Source organism: Larsenimonas suaedae (assembly GCF_023712105.1).
GTDB classification, from domain to species: Bacteria; Pseudomonadota; Gammaproteobacteria; order Pseudomonadales; family Halomonadaceae; genus Larsenimonas; species Larsenimonas suaedae.
In genome coordinates this window covers 344,872-362,425 of sequence record NZ_JAMLJI010000002.1, presented here as the reverse complement: position 1 = coordinate 362,425, position 17,554 = coordinate 344,872, and the positions used below count along the sequence as shown (strand labels likewise).

Below are 17,554 nucleotides of genomic sequence, written 5' to 3'. Positions count from 1 at the left end.
CCAAGTCGCCGATTGCCAGGCGCAATCGGCGTGATCAGAGAGTATGTGATGTTAAAGAATATTCACCCGATCCTGAGCGGCGAGCTTCTAAACGTTCTTCGCACCATGGGCCATGGCGATGACCTCGCGCTGGTCGATCGAAACTTCCCCGCGACCTCGCTCGCAGCGGGCCGGCCGGTGATTCGACTCGATGGCAATACCGCGCTCGAGGCCGCCGAGGCGATTCTTTCGGTGCTGCCGCTTGATAGCTTCGTCGAGCGGCCCGTTCGCCGTATGGAAGTGGTGGGCGAGGCGGTCTCGACGCTCCCCGAGGTGCAACAGGAAATGGCCGAGCTTTTGAAGACCGTTGAGCCTGAGCGCGCCGAAATGGCCTCGCTCGAGCGCTTCGCCTTCTATGAAGCGACCCGGCAGGCATTTGCGGTGGTGGTGACGGGTGAGGCGCGCGGCTATGGGTGCTTTCTCTTGAAAAAGGGCGTTATCTTCGGCGAGGCCGGTTGAGCCGGCGCGCGTGAGTTGGTCATGCGGAGCTTGATCGTGCATGACGTGATCGCGCGTGGTATCGCGGCCAGAGGTTTGAACGGCCCATGCCGATAAAAGAACCGCCTTCGGGCGGTTTTTTCATGGAGCCCTGACCCGAACAGGGCTGTAATGTTAGACTTTGGTCTACTTTTGTCGCTGCCGGCCGTTCACGATCAGAGGCGCTTTCCCACCGTGACTTCGATACTGCTTTCCCTTCAACGGCTCTGGGCCGTCAAACGCTTTTCCTCCGGGCTCAAGGTCTTCATCGCACTGAGCGGGGCGATGGTGCTTGGCTGGGGGCTTGGGCATGTATCGTGGGTCATCCCCTGGTTTCTGGGCATCATCGCCTGCGCGCTTTCGGAAACCGACGACAACGTCTGGGGCCGGATGCAGGCAGTGGGCGTCACGCTGGTGCTCTTTTTCATTACCGCGCTTGGGGTGCAGTGGCTGATGCCTCGGCCGCTCGAGTTCGTCGCGGGGCTGACCCTTGGCAGCTTCTGTCTGACGATGGGGGCCGCCGTCGGCGAGCGGTACGGCACCATCTTGCGGGCCACGCTGATTCTGGCGGTCTATACGATGATCGGGGTCGACCAGAGCCAGGTCGAGCACGTGTGGTGGTTCGAGCCGGTCATGCTGACGCTTGGCGCGGCCTGGTACGGGGCGCTGTCGGTGCTCTGGTGTGCGCTGTTTTCCCGTCAGCCCGTGCAGCAGGGGCTCGCCGAGCTGTACCGGCAGCTAAGCGAGTACCTTCTTTTGAAAGCCTCGCTGTTCGAGCCGTCCAACAACAAGGACGTCGACGACATTCGGCTCTCGCTTGCCCGCCAGAACACGCAGGTGGTGATGGCAATGAATCAGGTCAAGGAATCGATCATCAACCGGCTCGACAGCAAGCGCGCCCAGCCAACGCTCAAGCGCTACCTGACGCTTTATTTCATCGCGCAGAGCATCCACGAGCGAGCAAGCTCGACCCATTACCCGTATCACATGCTGGCCGAGGCCTTCTTTCACAGTGACGTGCTGTTTCGCTGCCAGCGGCTTCTAAAGAGCCAGGCCTACGCCTGCCGGCAACTCGGGCGCTCGATTCGTCGCCGCCAGACGCTCAAGGACACCCGCCACCCCCACGCGATGAACGACCTCAACACCTCGCTTGCCTACCTGCACGACCACCGCGCAAGCTTTGACGCCACGCCGTTGAGTGCGGTCGATGCCTTGGCCCACAACCTGAGCGTATTGGAGCAGGAACTCGGCCGCGCCCACGCCCCGGCCGACATCGAGCCGGAAGCAGACAGCACCCTGTATGACCGTTCGCCGCAGTCGCTTCGAGACGCCTGGGCGCGTGTGCGTGAGCACCTGACGCCGAAATCGAGCATCTTCCGTCATGCGCTTCGGCTCACGCTTGCCCTGGTGGCCGGCTACGGGGTGGTAATAGCTACCGACATCGCGCTCGGCTACTGGATTCTTCTGACGACGCTTTTTGTGTGCCTGCCAAGCTACGGCTCGACCCGGCTGAAACTGACCGAACGCATCAGCGGTACTGTGCTCGGCCTGATCGTTGGCTGGGCGTCGTTGACGCTATTTCCCTCGCCGTTGATTCAAAGCGGCATCGCGGTGTTGGCCGGGGTGGTGTTTTTCGTTTACCGCCAGAGCCGCTACATGCTGGCGACCGGGGCGATCACGCTTTTGGTGGTGTGCTGTTTCAATCAGGTGGTCGATGGCTACACCGTGCTGTGGCCGCGCTTGATCGATACCGTGATCGGAAGTGCGTTGACCGGGCTTGCGGTGTTTCTGGTGCTGCCGGACTGGAAGGGGCGGCGCATTCATCAGCTCGCGGCGGACGCGCTCAAGCACAACGGCGGTTACCTGCGCCAGCTCATTCGTCAGTACGGCGCCGGCAAGCAGGACAATCTGGCCTATCGGCTGGCGCGGCGAAACGCGCACAACGCCGACATGGCGCTGACGTCTGCGCTTTCAAACATCGCGCTGGAGCCGGGGCACTTTCGCAAGGACGCCGAGGAGTGCCTGCCGTTGATGGTGACCGCGCATACGCTTTTGAACTACCTCTCGGCGCTCGGCGCGCACCGCGACGCGCTGCCGGCCCACCCGCATCTGGAGCTGCTTGACCGCGCAAGCGACTACCTAGCGCGTGCGCTTGAAGACATCGCAACACATCTGCTCGAACGGCGCCCAGTGCCCACCTCGGATGAAGAGGGCCAGGGGATCGAGGCCGAGCTCAAGGCCTCCACCCAGGAGATGCAGGCGCCGTATCAGCTGGTGCAGATGGAGCTTCTTTTGATCTGCAGGCTTTTAAGCACCGTACGCCAGCAGGCCGTCACCCTTCAGCAAAGTGTCTCCGGTGCGAGCGTGCGCGCGGCCTGAGCGCCGGTGCTGACCACCGCGATCAGTAGCCATAGGCGCTCAAGAGGTCGTTGACAGACTGCGCCGGTGTCCGCCCAAAGCGCTTGAGGGCGACGGCGGGGCGGTTGGTGAAAAAGCCGTCCACGCCTCGCTGGCGGTAGGTGTCAAGATCGGTTGATTGATCCACGGTATAGGCATGCACGAGCAGATGGTGTTCATGCGCCATATCGACCATCCATGGGGCTGCCAGCTCCATATAGCTGAATTGGCGCGAAAAGATGCCATCATGCGCGTGTTGAACCGTTGATGGCCCGACCCCGATGGCGCCGTGGTCCTTGGCGTAGCGAAGCCACTCCCCGTAATCGGCCCGTGAGGCAACCTGCTGGCGTGCGTAGTAATCGGCGTCTGTCTCATTCGCGCCCTGCGGGGCTGATTTCTCGAGCGGGATCGAGCCTTCCCCGCCCCATAGCAGCAGGATCTTCGGTACGTTCGGCATCTGCTGCTGCAACGCATCCAGGCTTTTTTTCTCAAACGTCTGCAGTATGACCCGGCCTGGCGTATAGCCGACATTGACCGCGCTGGGGCGTTCCCTGTCTTGGTGGACACTGTCTTGGCGCTCACTGCCCGAGTGTGACCGAGCCGTTGCCCCGATCCAGTCGCTGTCCTTCAGGTACCGTTTCAAGTCTTGTTCAATGCCCGGGAACTGGGCTGGCACCTTGGTTTCGATGTAGAGCCCGGGGTGGTTGGGGCCGCCCTCGGCAATGGCGCGAATCTCATCGAGTGTCAGAATCTTAAGCCCCTTGAAGCCCGGCCGGGCCCGGTCGGGGTAGGCCTTATTGAACCAGCTGCCGGCGTCCAGTTGCTTGAGCTCGGCCAGGGTGAACTGGCTGACCGGGGCCTCGGCGCGCTCTGGGAACACATCAGCCACATTGGTGGTGCGCGTGAGTGTGTTGTCATGGAGGGCGATGAGCTGACCATCTTTCGTTCGCTGTAGATCAAGCTCCAGATAGTCTGCGCCCAGATCGCGCGCCAGCAGGTACGCAGGTCGCGTGGATTCCGGTGCGTTGAAGGGATCCCCCCGGTGGGCAATCACCGTAGGCTCAGGAATGCCGAGCGCGGCGCTTGTCTGCGAAAGGGAAGGCGCGGGCTTGGTGTCGGCGGCCTGTAGCGGCGTGGACGAGAGCGCTGCCGCAATGGCGAGGGTCAAAAGCGATGCACGGGCGATCGGGTGATGTGAAGACATACAAGATTTCCCTGAGTGTTCATGACGCCGGTCAGGTTGTCCGGCCGGCACATTCAGTATGGCGGCCCCCCGCCGACGTGCCAGTTCGAAGGGCTCGTCCGAGGCGCCGAGTGGTCGCAACTGACACCGTCACGTCATCCCGGATCACTATGCTGTTATCGCGATATCAAACCAAGGTCGTGTATCCACCACAGCCGCGTTCTGTACGATGTTATCGCTAACATAACTGAGCAACACCGATCGCGGGAGCACAACAATGGATGGATGGACTCAAACGATGTCGGCAGGGCCGCTGCTTGGGATCGCCGCAGGCGCCGTTGCGCTACTGCTGGTCATGGTCATCAAGTTCAGGGTTCATGCGTTTTTGACGCTGATTCTGGTCAGTCTTCTGACCGCATTTGTAACCGGTATTCCGGCAGAGGCCATCGTCCCGACCATGGTGGGCAGCTTCGGCAAGACGCTCGGCGCCGTGGCGCTGCTGGTCGGTCTTGGGGCCATGCTCGGCAAGCTGGTCGAGAATTCGGGCGGCGCGCGGGTGCTGGCCGACAAGATGATCGAGCTGTTCGGCGAGAAGCGGGCGCCGCTGGCACTCGGTGTTGCCTCGCTCCTGATGGGCTTCCCGATCTTCTTCGACGCAGGCCTGATCGTGATGCTGCCGGTGATCTTCGCCGTTGCCCGCCGTCTCGGTGGCCCGGTGCTTCTGTACGCCATTCCGGCCGCGGCGGCGTTTTCCGTCATGCACGTGTTCGTGCCGCCGCACCCGGGCCCGGTCACGGCGTCCGAGCTTTATAACGCCAATCTCGGACTGTTGCTTCTGGTCGGTCTGATCCTTGCGATCCCGATGTGGTGGGTGTCCGGTTACATGTGGGGTAAGGTCACCGCCAAGCAGCATCCGTTCACCATGACCGATTCGCTGTTCGGCAAGGTCGACGACGACAGCATTTCCAATCCGCCATCTGTTGGTACCGTCATCGGCATGCTGCTGCTGCCGCTGGTCCTGATCTTCATGAACACCGGCCTCGATTTCATGCGCTCGCTCGGCATGGTCGACAGCGACCAGGGCTGGTATCAGCTGCTGTCCGCACTTGGCAGCACCCCGATCGCGCTTTTGATCTCGACGCTGGTCGCGATGCTCGTACTCGGTCGCAGCCGCGGCATGGACGGCAACGCGCTCGAGAAAACCCTTGATTCCTCACTCGGCCCGATCTGCTCGGTCGTCCTGATCACCGGCGCCGGCGGCATGTTCGGTGGCGTTCTGCGCGCCTCGGGCATTGGTGATGCGCTTTCCAATTCGCTGAGCGATCTCGGCCTTCCGGTCATCGTTGCGGCGTATCTGGTCGCGGTCATCATGCGCCTGGCCCAGGGCTCGGCAACGGTTGCGCTGGTGACGGCGGCGGGGCTCATGGCACCGGCGGTCGCGGCGGGTGACTACTCCTCCATCGATGTGGTCGCGATCACCATCGCCACCGCCGCGGGCTCCGTCTTTGCCGGTCACGTCAACGATTCCGGGTTCTGGCTGGTCGGTCGGCTGTTCGGCATGGACGTCAAGACCACCCTCAAGACGTGGACGGTTCAGCAGGCGCTCGAGTCCGTGGTCGGTTTCCTGCTCGCCTACGCCGTTTACGCCGTTTTTTAAGAGAGAGACCTCATGACAGGCAGTACTTCCTTGTTTGATCTCGAGGGCCGTCTGGCCCTCGTTACCGGTTCTTCCCGCGGGCTCGGCAACGCTTTGGCGCGCGGTCTTGCTCGCCACGGCGTGCGCGTGATTCTGCACGGCCGCGATCAGGCCCAGCTCGACGGCGAGGCGCAGGCGATTTCTGACGAAACCGGCGTCGAGGTGCACACCACGTCGTTTGACGTGACGGACTCAGAAAGTGTGCGCACCGCGCTTGATGATCTGCTCGAGCGTGTCGGCGTGCCGGATATTCTGGTCAATAATGCAGGCCTTCAGCGACGCGCGCCGTTCAATGAGTACGACCCCGCAGACTGGGATACGGTGTTGGCTTCAAATCTCTCGAGCGTGTTCTATGTCTCGCGCTCGCTGACGCCTGCGATGAGCGAGCGCGGCTCGGGCAAGGTCGTCAATCTGGGCTCGGTGCAATCGAAGCTTGCACGTCAGACCATCGCGCCCTATTCCGCCTCCAAGGGCGGCGTCGCGATGCTGACCCAGGGCATGGCGGCTGATCTGGCGCGCTTCAATATTCAGGTCAACTGTATCTCGCCGGGCTATTTCAAGACCGACATGAACACGGCGCTGTGGCAGGACCCGGCCTTCAATGACTGGGTCGAGGCACGCACGCCCGCCCAGCGCTGGGGCAGCCTCGATGAGCTTCTGGGCACGCTGATCTATCTCTGCTCGGACGCCTCTGCCTTTGTGTCGGGGCAGAACATCTTCGTCGATGGCGGCATGACCTCGGTGGTCTGACAGGGCCGGCCCTTGATGGTTTTTCTTTATATTGCCCAGAACGGAGCGCAACGATGAAAGCACTGGTCATTCATGGCAAACAGGATCTGCGCGAGCAGGAGTGGAACACGCCCGAGCCCGACGCCGGGCAGGTGCGGGTTCGCATCAGCTGGGGCGGCATCTGTGGCTCTGACCTTCATTACTATCACGACGGTGCCAACGGGGCGTTCGTGGTGCGTGAACCCTTGATCCCGGGCCATGAGCTGTCCGGTACCGTCGATCTTGACCCGTCGGGCGAGCTTGCGCCGGGCACGCCGGTCACCTTTCATCCGGCCACGTTCGGCGAAAGCCAGCCGGGCCTTGAAGCACTGCCGCACCTGTGGCCGAAAGGCGCGTATCTGGGGTCTGCGTCCACCACGCCGCATACCCAGGGGGGCATGAGTGAGTACCTGGTGGTGACCCGCGGCATGATTCGCGTGCTGCCGGAGGGGCTTCCGCTCAAGCGCGCCGCGCTTGCCGAGCCGCTGGCGGTTGCGCTTCACGGCATCAATGTGGCCGGCGGCGTCGAGGGCAAGCGGGTGCTGGTCTGCGGCGCGGGGCCGATTGGCCTTCTGACGGCGGCGGCGGCGGTGATTCAGGGCGCGCAGTCGGTCACGGTCACCGACGTGGTCAATGGCCCGCTCGAGCGCGCCCGCGCGCTTGGCGTTCATCACACCATCCGCATCGGTGAGCAGACGCCGGAGGCCGAGGCCTTTGACGTTGCGCTCGAGTGCTCGGGTGTGCCGGCCTCGATCGATACCGCCATCCGTGCGGTGCGTCGCGCAGGCGTCATCGCCCAGATCGGCATGATGGGCGCCGGCGCCCAGCCGCTGGAGCTTGCCACATTGATCTCGAAGGAGATCCAGCTGCGCGGCTGCTTCCGGTTCAATCAGGAAGTGGATGAGGCCATTGAGCTTCTTGCCCGTGACGCCCGGTTCGATCAGGTCATCACGCATGAAGTGCCGGCCACCAACGCAGTCGAGGCGTTCGCGACCGCCAAGGACGCCGAGGCCTCCGGCAAGGTGTTGATCGAGCTGTGGCCCGAAACGCACTGATGCCCGAGTACAGGCTGCCCGAGCACAGGCTGCCCGAGCACAGGCTGCCCGAGCACAGGCTGCCTGGGTGCGTGCTGACGTGATCGTGTGCTCGACTGCAAAAAAAGCCCGCCATTTGGCGGGCTTTTTACGGTCAGGGCGCCGGTCGCGCGCCTTGATGGCGCGGCGGACTACCTTTTCGCGGGGGAAAGCGTTGCGACGTGATCCGGTTTTTCCGCCTTGTAGACCTCGCCGACTTTCTTGATCGGCTGCTTGAGCGTAAGCCAGACGCGCTTTCCATCCGGTGAAAGCGCAAGGCTATTGGGCATGGCGGTCTCGAGCGGCAGCTGCCCTTCAAGGCTTAACTCATCGGTATTGATGATCGAAAGTTTCCTGGCGTCGCGCTGGCTCACCAATAGGCGGTGCTCGGGGGCGTCGAAGGCAGCCGCCAGGCTGTCACCCCCGAGGTCGATCGAGGTGACCTGCTTTCCGGTTCGGGTATCCAGCACAGTTACGGCGTTGCTTTTGGCGTGGGTCACGAACAGGTGGTGATTAGCCTTGTCCAGCGCCAGGTTAAGCGGGCTTTTGCCGCCGGTGGGCCACTGATCGACGAGGGTGTTGTCGGTGGTGTCGACCACCCGCACGGCGTTGTCCTTATAGGTCGAGACGAAGAGCCGGTTCGTGTCTGCATCGAGCGCCAGGCCCGTGGCCCACTCACCGAACCCGGTAACGGTCTTCTCGAGCGTAAAGCGCTTGGTATCGACCACCCACAGCACGCTCTCGGTGCCTACGCCTGAAATGTAGAGGGTCTGGCCATCAGGGGAGAGCACCAGCTGGCGCGGATTGGGGCCGAACGGTTTTTCCTCGCCCTCGGCCGGCTCCGGCGCGGGCTTGGCCAGTTGCAGGGTCTCTGTATCACCGGTTTCAACGTTCAACCGAATGAGGCTCTGATCAAGCGTGTCACCCAGGTACAGCGTTTTGGTGGCCTCATCGAAGGCCAGCCCGAACGCCTGGCCCGGCAGCGCCCAGCGTTTTTGGACCTCGAGCGACTCCGGATCAAGCTGATAGACCACGCCCTTGGCGTTGTCCTCGAACCCGCCGGCACTGGCTACAAACAGCGCGTCCATGGACGGGCTGTAGGCAAGTTCATAAAGCGCATGCGCCAGCGCCCGGTCGGTGCGTACCTGCCAATTTGCGGCAGGCAGGGTTTGCGTGTCGACCGTACTTGATGCGGCGGCCGTGTCGGCCGCGCCTGCGGGCAGCGCCCAGAGCGGCAGGGTCGAAAGGGCCCCGATAAGCAGCGCGCGCGAGCGTTTTATAACCATGATGATTCCCTGCAGTTGTGTCGATGTGTGGTGTATCGAGATGAGTGCGTAGCTCGTTGGCAGGCGATGCGGCGATTATGTCGATGCTAACGAGTATGATAGTCATTGCTAAATTGTAATGATTCTCATGAGCCTATCTGATCGGCGCGCGCTTTTCATCCGCCGCGACCAGAATTCATGCACTTCGATCAAAAAATAGATGCAGGCGCGCAGACGCCGTTCACGCGATGTGGCCTCTGCATCGGCGGTGTGGCAAGCAGTTCGTTGGACGCACTGTGGGCGGCTTGGCCGATAAGGCGGGTAATCTGGCGGGCAAAAGGGCAAGGTGACAAGAACAGGGCGACACACGCCCGCCGGGGCGGGCGCGTGTTGTTGCGAGCCGGCTCAGGCCGGGTGGAGCAGTCGCCGGGTGAACAGCATTGTGCCCGAGAGACGATGAAGCCGCTTGGCCGTGGCCAGAACGCCCAGGTCGATCAAGGGTTCGAGCAGGACGACCGACAGATAGGCCACCCCGAACGTCAAAATGCCTGCCGCGTTTTCAAGCCCCTGACCGTAGACCGCCCAGAACGCCACCCAGGCAACGATGCCACCCTGATAGGCGGTCGAGAGCTTGAGTGCCTGCGCGTAGGTCAGGTCAACGTAGCGGGTACCTTTCGAAATCACGCGCCGGGCGAGGGCATGGATGCCCAGAAGTGGCACCAGAAGCGTGGTCACGTTCATGCCGTACTGCGGCAGATCGAACGGCGCGAACAAAAGCCCCTGTATCAACAGGCCTCCGGCCAGGCCGACGGCGGCGGGGCCGGCACCGAACAGCAGTAAAAGCGTCGAGCCTAAAATCAGGTGCACCTCCGAGACGCCGACCGGGTGATGCGGCAGCACCTGAAAGAAGCAGAACACCAAAAGCGTCGCCAGCGTGCTTTTGAGTACGGCGCCCGCAATGCCGCCCTCCTGGGAAACACTTTTCCAGACAAGACGGGCCGAAAGCGCAAGCGCACCCGCCGCGGTTGCGTAACTCAACAGCAGTTTGGCGCCTGTCACGACGCCCGGTTCGATATGCATGAGACTCACTCCATGGGCTGCACCCACCGTGCAGCGGTTGATAGAAGGTGTTCGGTCGGTCTCCTGGCTTGCGCGTCATGGCGGTTCTCGGCCTTCCCGATCGGGTGATCAGTGGCATCTCGAGGGCGCTCGTCGCTTACAGTTGCGGGGGCAGCTTCGGCGTTGCACCGAATTCCCGGGAACGCCTGAGAGGCGTTCGTACCGAACGGCCACAGCATACGCCGTTCGAAGGCCGTTACGTGTCGCCTTTTGGTACAAGAGCCGCGGGGTGTGCGCGACTTACTGCGGTGCGTCTCGGTCGGTTGCCAAAAGCGCGGCAATGCGGTGTTCAAGAAAGGCCCGGTGATCGCGCACGGTGCAATCGGCGTAGGCAAAGGCCTGGGTAATGACGACCTGCCTGAAGCGTTCGGGGCGGGCGTCGATCTGGCTGCATACGCTTGTCGCAAAGCGGCCGGGGCTGTCCGGCCAGAGCGCGTGGGCGCCACGAATATGGCTGTGCGCCAGAATGCGTCCCCACGCGGCGGCGAGTTTTCGATAGGTCTTGGCCTTTTTGACCTTGTGAGTGGGGTAATCCTTCTTGAACGGAGAGCGCTCGCGCACCGAGAACACCTTACCGTCCATCTCGAGCCAGCCAAGCCAGCAATCGGGGTGTTCGGCAAGTGCGCGAAAGGCGGCGGCGTGACGCTCGCCTTCGTGCGCGAAGGCCTCGTGCCAGAGCGCCCGGTTTTCATCGCTCATGCGCTGGTAGGCGGTGGGGGGCGTCTGCGCCTTGACGTCGAGGATGACGTCATCGTCGACATTGCCGTTGCCGAGCAGTACGTAGAAGCGGTCGATGCCGAGCGACCCGGTGCCCGCGCCGATGCGTCGGGCGGTGTCGAGCACCTTGAACGCTTCATCGCCGTCTCGCGGCTGGGTCCTCGTGGCCGGGTAGGTGTGGGTAATGGCATGGGTGAGCTGGCTTGCAAGGTGCGCCGGCAGTCGCTTGAGCTTGCCGGGGCGGTCGGCAAGACGGCGCTGGCCGTTTTCCTGTGCGGTCCATTTGGCCAGCAGGGCCGCGCGGCTATTCCTGCGCGTGGTCTTTTCAAGAAACGGCATCAGCCGCTTCGGTGCGTTCTCAAGGCTCACGGCCTCGGGCACGCCGCCCTGCCTGAAGCGGGCAAGTTCATTCTGATACGCCGCAATCAGGTGGGTGAGCGCTTTCGTGGTCGCGTCCGGGCCAAGGCCTGCATTTTCGCGGGCATCGAGCACGACGCTGATGGTCAGCCGCCAAAGATCGTACTGGTAATCGCCGATGAGGGCGTCGTCGAAGTCATCGAGGCCGTAGCGTACGGCGTCGTCATGATGGCCGTAGGCGCCAAAGTTGTAGACGTGGGCGTCGCCCTGCAGCCAGTTCTGGGTATATTCGGTGCCCCCGAACAGCGCAAACCGCCAGTCGTGCCACACGTCAGCCCAATAAAGGGCGTTGGCCCCTCGAAAGAACGCATACGGCGAGGCGCTCATCTTCAAAAAGCGGGCGCGTCGATCAGGCTCACTCAACCAGGCCGTGTCGGCATCGAGAATATCCAGCACGCGTCGGGCGCGATTGTGGTGCTCAAGCAGTCGGGTCATGCGGTGGCTCCTGAGGCGGCAAAGCCGGCCCGGGTGGCGAGCCACAAGGGCGCGGCGGTCGACGTCAAGGGTAGCCGATCCGACGCGTGAGGAAAGCGCTTTCGGGGGAGGCCAAAGACCTAACGCGTGAGACGGTGCTCGATAAGCCCGGGTGTGTCGACGCGCATCGAAAAAAGCGATCCGGAGAGCGGCGCCTGCGCAAGTGCTGCCTCGCTCAAGCCCTGGCGGGCCGAGGTGACAAAGAGCGTTTTTCGATCCGCCCCGCCAAAGGCGACCCGGGTGGGCTGAGGCACCGGCAGGGAGTGGGTTTCGCGCAGTACGCCGCGCTCGCTGAACCGGGCAATGGCGCTGCCGCCGTAGAGCGCAACCCAGTAATCGCCGGCCTCATCGACGGCGGCGCCGTCGGCCACTCCGGCAAGGCCCAGCGCCTTGAGATCGACAAACGTTTCCCGGGGCCCCAGTTGGCCCGTTGCCGGGTCGAGCGCGAACCGCTCGATGCGCCGTGACGGGCTGTCGGTGTGATAAAGCGTCCTGCCGTCGGGGCTCAACGCCAGCCCGTTGGCGACGGTAATGCCGTCAAGGTGGGGCGTCAGTCGACCACCGTCGAAACAGAAAAGCCCCGCTCTGGCCTCGGTTTCCCCGGCGTGCTTGGTGCCGATCCAGAAGCGGCCCGCCGCGTCGCAGCGCCCGTCGTTGCACCAGCTTATATCGGGCGCCTGCGGCCCCGCAGCCAGAAGGGTCTCCTTCGCGCCGTGCGCGTCGAGTTGCCAAAGACCTGAGCGAAACGCCCCGACAAAGCCATCGTCGGTGAGCGCCACGCACGCCAGTGGCTCGTCGAAGACGCGGACTCGGTGCGCGCCGGTGGCGGGATCAAACGCGTGCAGTTCGCCGCCGTTGATGTCGACGAAGTAAAGCGTAGCCGCGCGCGTGTCCCAGAGCGCGGCCTCACCCAGTGAGAGCGTCAGGGTCAGGCACGGGCTTAGGCCGGGCGTTGAGCAAGAGCTTGGCATGGTGATCTCCTCAGGTGCCGATGTGCTTGAGTTTTTCGCCACGCATCAGTCGCTGCTCGATCTTCTCGAGCGAAATGCCCTTGGTCTCCGGCACCAGAAACAGCGTCAGCACGATGAAAAACAGGTTCAGACCGGCGTAGAGCCAGAAGGTGTGGGCGTTGCCGAGGGTATTGAGCAGCGTCAAGAACGTCGCGCCGATGATCATGTTGGCCACCCAGTTGGTGACCGTTGAGCAGGCCACCCCGAAATCGCGCGCCTTCAGCGGCTGAATTTCCGAGCACAGCACCCACACCATCGGCGCTGCCGACATCGCGTAGCTGACAACGAACGCACCGAGCAGACCAAGGGCTGCGTACTTGGCAAACGCGCTTTCAAGCCCGTACTCATACAGCGCCCCCAGCAGGATCATGCAAATTCCCATCACGGTAAAGCCGATGTAGAGAAGCGGCTTGCGTCCGGCGCGGTCGACAAAGCCGATGGCGATGAAGGTGGCAAGCGTCATCACAAGCCCGATCACGACCGTGCCCCAGAGCTGCTCGGTGGCACTGCCGTAGCCGGCCAGTTCCAGAATGCGCGGGGCGTAATAAAGAATGACATTGGCGCCGGTGAACTGCTGCATGAACTGCAAGAGCATGCCAAGCCCGACCGAGCGTCGCACGTTCGAATTGCGTCGAAACAGGCGCCAGCCGGCGTGATCGACCTTGAGGCTTTCCTCAATGCGGGCCATCTCCTCGTCGACCTCTTCTTTATTGTGGCCGCGAAGACGCATTAATACGCGCCGCGCTTCCTCCGGGCGGTTGGCGCTTGCAAGCCAGCGCGGGCTTTTGGGCAGAAAGATCATGCCAATGACCAACAGGCACGCCGGAATCGCGATCACGCCGAGCATCCAGCGCCAGCCCCCTGAGTAGCTGAACGCCGCGTTGGTCAGGTAGGCCAGCAGAATTCCGCCCATGATCATCAGCTGATAGAACGCGATCAGCGTGCCGCGAATGCGCTCCGGCGCGATTTCCGACAGATACATCGGCGCGATGTAGGAGGAAATGCCGACCGCGACGCCGAGCAGGATGCGCGCACCGATCAGGGCATCGGTCGACCACGCCAGCGCCGACAGCACCGCACCGACAACGAACACTACCCCGCTGACCGCAAGGGTAATCTTGCGCCCGGCTTTTCGAGACAGATACCCGCCGCTGGCGGCGCCGAAGGCCGCGCCGAACATCATCGAGCTGACGATGATCTCCTGGGTGTGGTCGCTTGCGTTGAACTCATGCTCGATAAACGGCAGCGCGCCTGAAATGACGCCGATATCCATCCCGAACAGCAGGCCGGCAAGCGCTGCGATGGCGCCGATTACATACACCACCGGCAGACTTTGACGCTGCGCGGGCTCTGATGACGTCGTGGTTGTCATGACCATCTCCTCCAGGGGCAAGGCTCAATCCGAGCGCCTTATGTTGAACATAAACGTTGAATGTTCAACATATACCTTGGTGGCTTACACCAAAGGCCAATAGGCCACCGGTGCCGCCCAAACAGACAGGGCCACGCCCGGCCGAACAGGTGAAGCGGCGGCAGAAACGTGTGGAATGAGGAGGGCGTGAACGTGCGGGTGAGGAGGGCGTGAACGTGCTGGATGAGGAGGGTGTGCGGGAGAGGAGGAACGTGAGAGAGGGCGGCCCTGAGGGTGAAAAACGGCGGCTTAGCCTGCCGTGAATCCGGGCGTGAGCGGGGTAGCGGCCGCCTCGCTCATCTCGAGGCCAAGGGCGTCGGCGGTGGCGCTGAGGACGGTCTGTGCGGCCTGAAACGCCCGGGCCGGGTCGCGGACACGAATGGCCTCCATCAGACACCGATGCTGCTCGAGGCTTTCGGCGGGGCTTCGGGTGCTGAGGTTCGATTCCTGCACCAGCAGCGTAATCGAGGGGCGAAGAACGTGAGACAGCCGTGACCACACCACATTGTGGGTCGCCTTGTAGATCGCGACGTGAAAGGCGACGTCGTGTTCGCTGTGCAGGTGGTGATCGGTTTCGCCTTCGGAGCGTTTGAAGTGGTCGGACAGTGCCTGCCATGCCTCCTCGATCGCGACCAGATCGTGCGCGTTGGCCTCACGGGCCGCGGTCATCGCAACAAATGGCTCCACCGACAGCCGAAAGGTCAGAATTTCGCGCAGAAGCTCCTGATTGGGGCCTGCATAGCGGGCGATCCATTGGGTGACCGTCGGATCGAGAATGTTCCATTCGTGCCAGGGCTGAACCCTGGATCCGTGGCCTGAGATGCGGGCGATGATGCCGTTGTCGGCAAGCACCGCGAGATGCTTTCGCACCACGGTGCGCCCAAGGCCATAGCGGGTGCATAGATCAAGCTCACGCGGGATGAACGCGCCCGGCTGGAACCGGCCGGCAAAAATCTCGCTGACCAGCCATTCGGCGATATCTGGGGAATCGGGTGTGTCCGGCATGGCGGGCAGGCGACCTCGCGTGAATGAACCAAGTGCCCGACAAGCATGATAGGCCAACCCGTTCAAGGCAAGCGATTCGACGGGCGTTAGAGGGAGGCAGATCGGTCTGTGTTTGATCGTTCCCTGGTGATGTTCTGATCAGCTTTTATTGATGTATAGGTGCGACACGATGTAGCGGTTTTGTTCAATTTAGACTAAGGTAGCGCGCTCAAACGTCCGGCTTGCTTAGCATCCTCAATAACATGATGCGACGCCGGGCGGGGCTCTGGCATGAGCGCGGCTTGCTGCCTGGCCTTTATAGCTTCTTTATACAAAAAAGACCGTCGATTAGAAGGATCCGCTTTCATGTCGCAGCCCGATAACACCTCGCGGCGTGCGTTTTTGCGCAATACGTTCACCCTGATTCCAACCGTCGGCCTGGCCGGCGGCGTCAGCCTGACCGCCAAGGCCGCAGAGGCGCCGCCGAATCTTAGCGACTATCAACCTGCCTTTTTCAAAAGCGACGAGTGGGCATTTCTGCTGGCGGCCTGCGACCGTCTGATTCCCGGCGAAAGCGAAGGCAAGGGCCCCGGCGCGCTCGACACCAATGTGCCGATCTTCATCGACCGTCAGATGGACTCGCCCTATGGCCACGCCGAGCGCTGGTACATGCAAGGGCCGTTCGTGCTCGATGGCTCCCCGGATCTCGGGTTCCAGTACCCCTACACGCCGCGCGATGTCTATCAAAAGGGCATCGCCCTGACCCAGGCGTACTGCCAGAAACAGTACGGCAAGCGGTTCGAGCAGCTCGACGCCGCAACGCGTGACCAGGTGCTTCAAGCGCTTGAGGCCAACCAGGTCGATTTCGCCGCGCTCGGTGAGACCCAGAAGCTCGAAGCCTCCGAGTTTTTCTCGAGTCTTTTGGAAAACACCAAGGAAGGCTATCTGGCCGACCCCATTCACGGCGGCAACAAGCATATGGCGTCTTGGAAGATGCTCGGGTTCCCCGGCGCGCGCGCAAGCTATCGCGACTGGGTCGACCAGCATAACGTCGACTACCCGCTGGGCCCGGTCAGCTTGACCGGAGAACGGGGCTAAGACGGCGCCAGGTGCGCCTTTTGCCCCGGCAGAACAAGGAAATGACTTACGTGACTGCACGATTTATTTTGCCGCTCATCGCGGGGAGCACCCTGTTGATGGCAAGCCAGGCGTTCGGCGCCGATGACACCACCCTCGAGCGGGGTGCCTATCTGGCGCGCGCCGGCGACTGCGTGGCCTGCCATACCACTGAAGACGGCAAGGACTTTGCCGGAGGGCTTGCGATCGAAAGCCCGTTCGGCACGATCTATTCGACCAACATCTCGCCCGACAAGGACCACGGCATCGGCAACTACACCGAGGCCGAGTTCGCGGCAGCGCTTCGTGATGGCAAGCGCGCCGACGGTGCCAACCTGTATCCGGCGATGCCGTATCCGTCCTACGCCAAGCTCACCGATGACGATGTCCATGCGCTCTACGTCTACTTCATGGATGGCGTCGAGCCGGTCGCCGACAGCGCCCCGGAAACCGATTTGAGCTTCCCGTTCAACCAGCGCTGGGGCATCACGGCCTGGAACTGGCTGTTCGCGGACGCCGATACGTTCACGCCCAATACCAGCGCGGACCCCTTGATCGAACGCGGGCGCTATCTGGTCGAAGGGCTTGGTCACTGTGGCAGTTGCCACACGCCGCGCGGCTTTGCCGAGCAGGAAAAAACGCTGGATGACAGCGACGACAGCTATCTCTCAGGCGCCGATCTCAACGACTGGTGGGCACCCTCGCTTCGTGGCGGTGATGGCGGCGACGGGCGTGGTGTCGAAGGCTGGAGCGCGCACGAGATTGCCGAGTATCTGAAAACCGGCCGCAATGCGCATGCAACCGTCGGGGGCGAGATGACCTCGGTCGTTGCGCACAGCACCTCGCACCTGACCGATACGGATTTGACCGGCATTGCCCTGTATCTGAAATCGCTTTCGGCCAACCCGGCCGGGGAGAACGCGACAACACCGGATCAGCGCCGCACGGCGAGCGAAAAAACGGCCGCGCATCTGACCGCTGCCAAGGACCTCAGTGACGGCGAGCGGCTCTATCTCGACAACTGCTCCGCGTGCCACCTGAACGACGGCAAGGGCGCCGAGCGTGTCTTCCCGGCAATCGATGGCAACTCGCTCGCTAACGCCGACAACCCCACCGGTCTGATCCATACGATTCTGGCCGGCGCGACGCCCCCCGCGACCCCGACCATTCCGGCCCAGCTGCCGATGCCCGGGTTTGGCTGGCGTCTGTCGGATGAGGAGGTCGCAACGCTTGCCACCTTCGTGCGAAGCGCCTGGGGCAACGACGGCGGTGCGGTCACCGCAGAACAGGTCGGCAAGGTGCGCGACACGCTCAAGCCCTCGCCGCTCAACCGCGCGCCCGATGCCAACGGCCGTCTCAACCACGACGACCGCGACCCCAAATGACATGACAGGTCGCCTGCGTGGCG

Annotated in this window: 14 protein-coding genes and 1 riboswitch; of the genes, 7 read left to right on the top strand and 7 right to left on the bottom strand. The window is 62.8% G+C overall.

All coding sequences use genetic code 11. The features are described 5' to 3' along the window. Positions 1-48: 48 nt before the first annotated feature. Both NAT49_RS07625 and yccS read left to right on the top strand, forming a co-directional pair. On the top strand, positions 49-498 hold the full coding sequence (locus tag NAT49_RS07625; protein WP_251592856.1) for an RbsD/FucU family protein: 450 nt from the start codon (positions 49-51) through the stop codon (positions 496-498). 213 nt (positions 499-711) lie between these two features. Further along, positions 712-2,895: a YccS family putative transporter gene (yccS, locus tag NAT49_RS07620; RefSeq protein ID WP_251592855.1), complete on the top strand. Its 2,184-nt coding sequence runs from the start codon at positions 712-714 to the stop codon at positions 2,893-2,895. Between the two features lie 22 nt (positions 2,896-2,917). Here yccS and NAT49_RS07615 read toward each other — a convergent pair whose 3' ends face one another. Further along, a complete protein-coding gene (locus NAT49_RS07615) occupies positions 2,918-4,117 on the bottom strand; it encodes a glycerophosphodiester phosphodiesterase (RefSeq protein WP_251592854.1) in 1,200 nt (399 codons plus the stop codon). A gap of 256 nt (positions 4,118-4,373) precedes the next feature. On the opposite strand from NAT49_RS07615, the gene NAT49_RS07610 reads away from it, so the two are divergent. From NAT49_RS07610 to NAT49_RS07600, 3 genes are read left to right on the top strand one after another with little or no spacing between them, the layout of a single operon-like run. After that, positions 4,374-5,753 (top strand): GntP family permease, encoded by a 1,380-nt coding sequence (locus tag NAT49_RS07610; protein ID WP_251592853.1) that lies wholly within the window; start codon positions 4,374-4,376, stop codon positions 5,751-5,753. A gap of 12 nt (positions 5,754-5,765) precedes the next feature. Further along, complete coding sequence (locus NAT49_RS07605; RefSeq protein WP_251592851.1) at positions 5,766-6,542, top strand: SDR family oxidoreductase; 777 nt, start codon at positions 5,766-5,768, stop codon at positions 6,540-6,542. A gap of 53 nt (positions 6,543-6,595) precedes the next feature. Next, positions 6,596-7,615 carry an L-idonate 5-dehydrogenase gene (locus NAT49_RS07600; RefSeq protein ID WP_251592850.1) on the top strand — a complete coding sequence of 340 codons (1,020 nt, stop codon included), beginning with the start codon at positions 6,596-6,598 and terminating at the stop codon, positions 7,613-7,615. A 170-nt stretch (positions 7,616-7,785) separates the two neighbouring features. Here NAT49_RS07600 and NAT49_RS07595 read toward each other — a convergent pair whose 3' ends face one another. From NAT49_RS07595 to NAT49_RS07570, 6 genes are all read right to left on the bottom strand, one after another. Continuing rightward, positions 7,786-8,919 (bottom strand): YncE family protein, encoded by a 1,134-nt coding sequence (locus tag NAT49_RS07595; RefSeq protein WP_251592849.1) that lies wholly within the window; start codon positions 8,917-8,919, stop codon positions 7,786-7,788. A 384-nt stretch (positions 8,920-9,303) separates the two neighbouring features. Further along, positions 9,304-9,978, bottom strand: a complete 675-nt coding sequence (locus NAT49_RS07590; RefSeq protein WP_251592848.1) for an energy-coupling factor ABC transporter permease — start codon at positions 9,976-9,978, stop codon at positions 9,304-9,306. Between the two features lie 36 nt (positions 9,979-10,014). Then, positions 10,015-10,199, bottom strand: a riboswitch (cobalamin riboswitch). Between the two features lie 58 nt (positions 10,200-10,257). Continuing rightward, positions 10,258-11,586, bottom strand: a complete 1,329-nt coding sequence (locus NAT49_RS07585) for a DUF2252 family protein (RefSeq protein WP_251592847.1) — start codon at positions 11,584-11,586, stop codon at positions 10,258-10,260. Between the two features lie 119 nt (positions 11,587-11,705). Next, positions 11,706-12,596: an SMP-30/gluconolactonase/LRE family protein gene (locus NAT49_RS07580; protein ID WP_251592846.1), complete on the bottom strand. Its 891-nt coding sequence runs from the start codon at positions 12,594-12,596 to the stop codon at positions 11,706-11,708. Positions 12,597-12,606: 10 nt separating this feature from the next. Continuing rightward, positions 12,607-14,007: a sugar porter family MFS transporter gene (locus tag NAT49_RS07575; RefSeq protein WP_251592844.1), complete on the bottom strand. Its 1,401-nt coding sequence runs from the start codon at positions 14,005-14,007 to the stop codon at positions 12,607-12,609. Positions 14,008-14,295: 288 nt separating this feature from the next. After that, positions 14,296-15,051: a FadR/GntR family transcriptional regulator gene (locus NAT49_RS07570; RefSeq protein WP_251592843.1), complete on the bottom strand. Its 756-nt coding sequence runs from the start codon at positions 15,049-15,051 to the stop codon at positions 14,296-14,298. Between the two features lie 345 nt (positions 15,052-15,396). On the opposite strand from NAT49_RS07570, the gene NAT49_RS07565 reads away from it, so the two are divergent. Then, positions 15,397-16,128 (top strand): gluconate 2-dehydrogenase subunit 3 family protein, encoded by a 732-nt coding sequence (locus NAT49_RS07565; RefSeq protein WP_251592842.1) that lies wholly within the window; start codon positions 15,397-15,399, stop codon positions 16,126-16,128. 50 nt (positions 16,129-16,178) lie between these two features. After that, positions 16,179-17,531 carry a c-type cytochrome gene (locus NAT49_RS07560; protein ID WP_251592841.1) on the top strand — a complete coding sequence of 451 codons (1,353 nt, stop codon included), beginning with the start codon at positions 16,179-16,181 and terminating at the stop codon, positions 17,529-17,531. Positions 17,532-17,554: the final 23 nt, after the last annotated feature.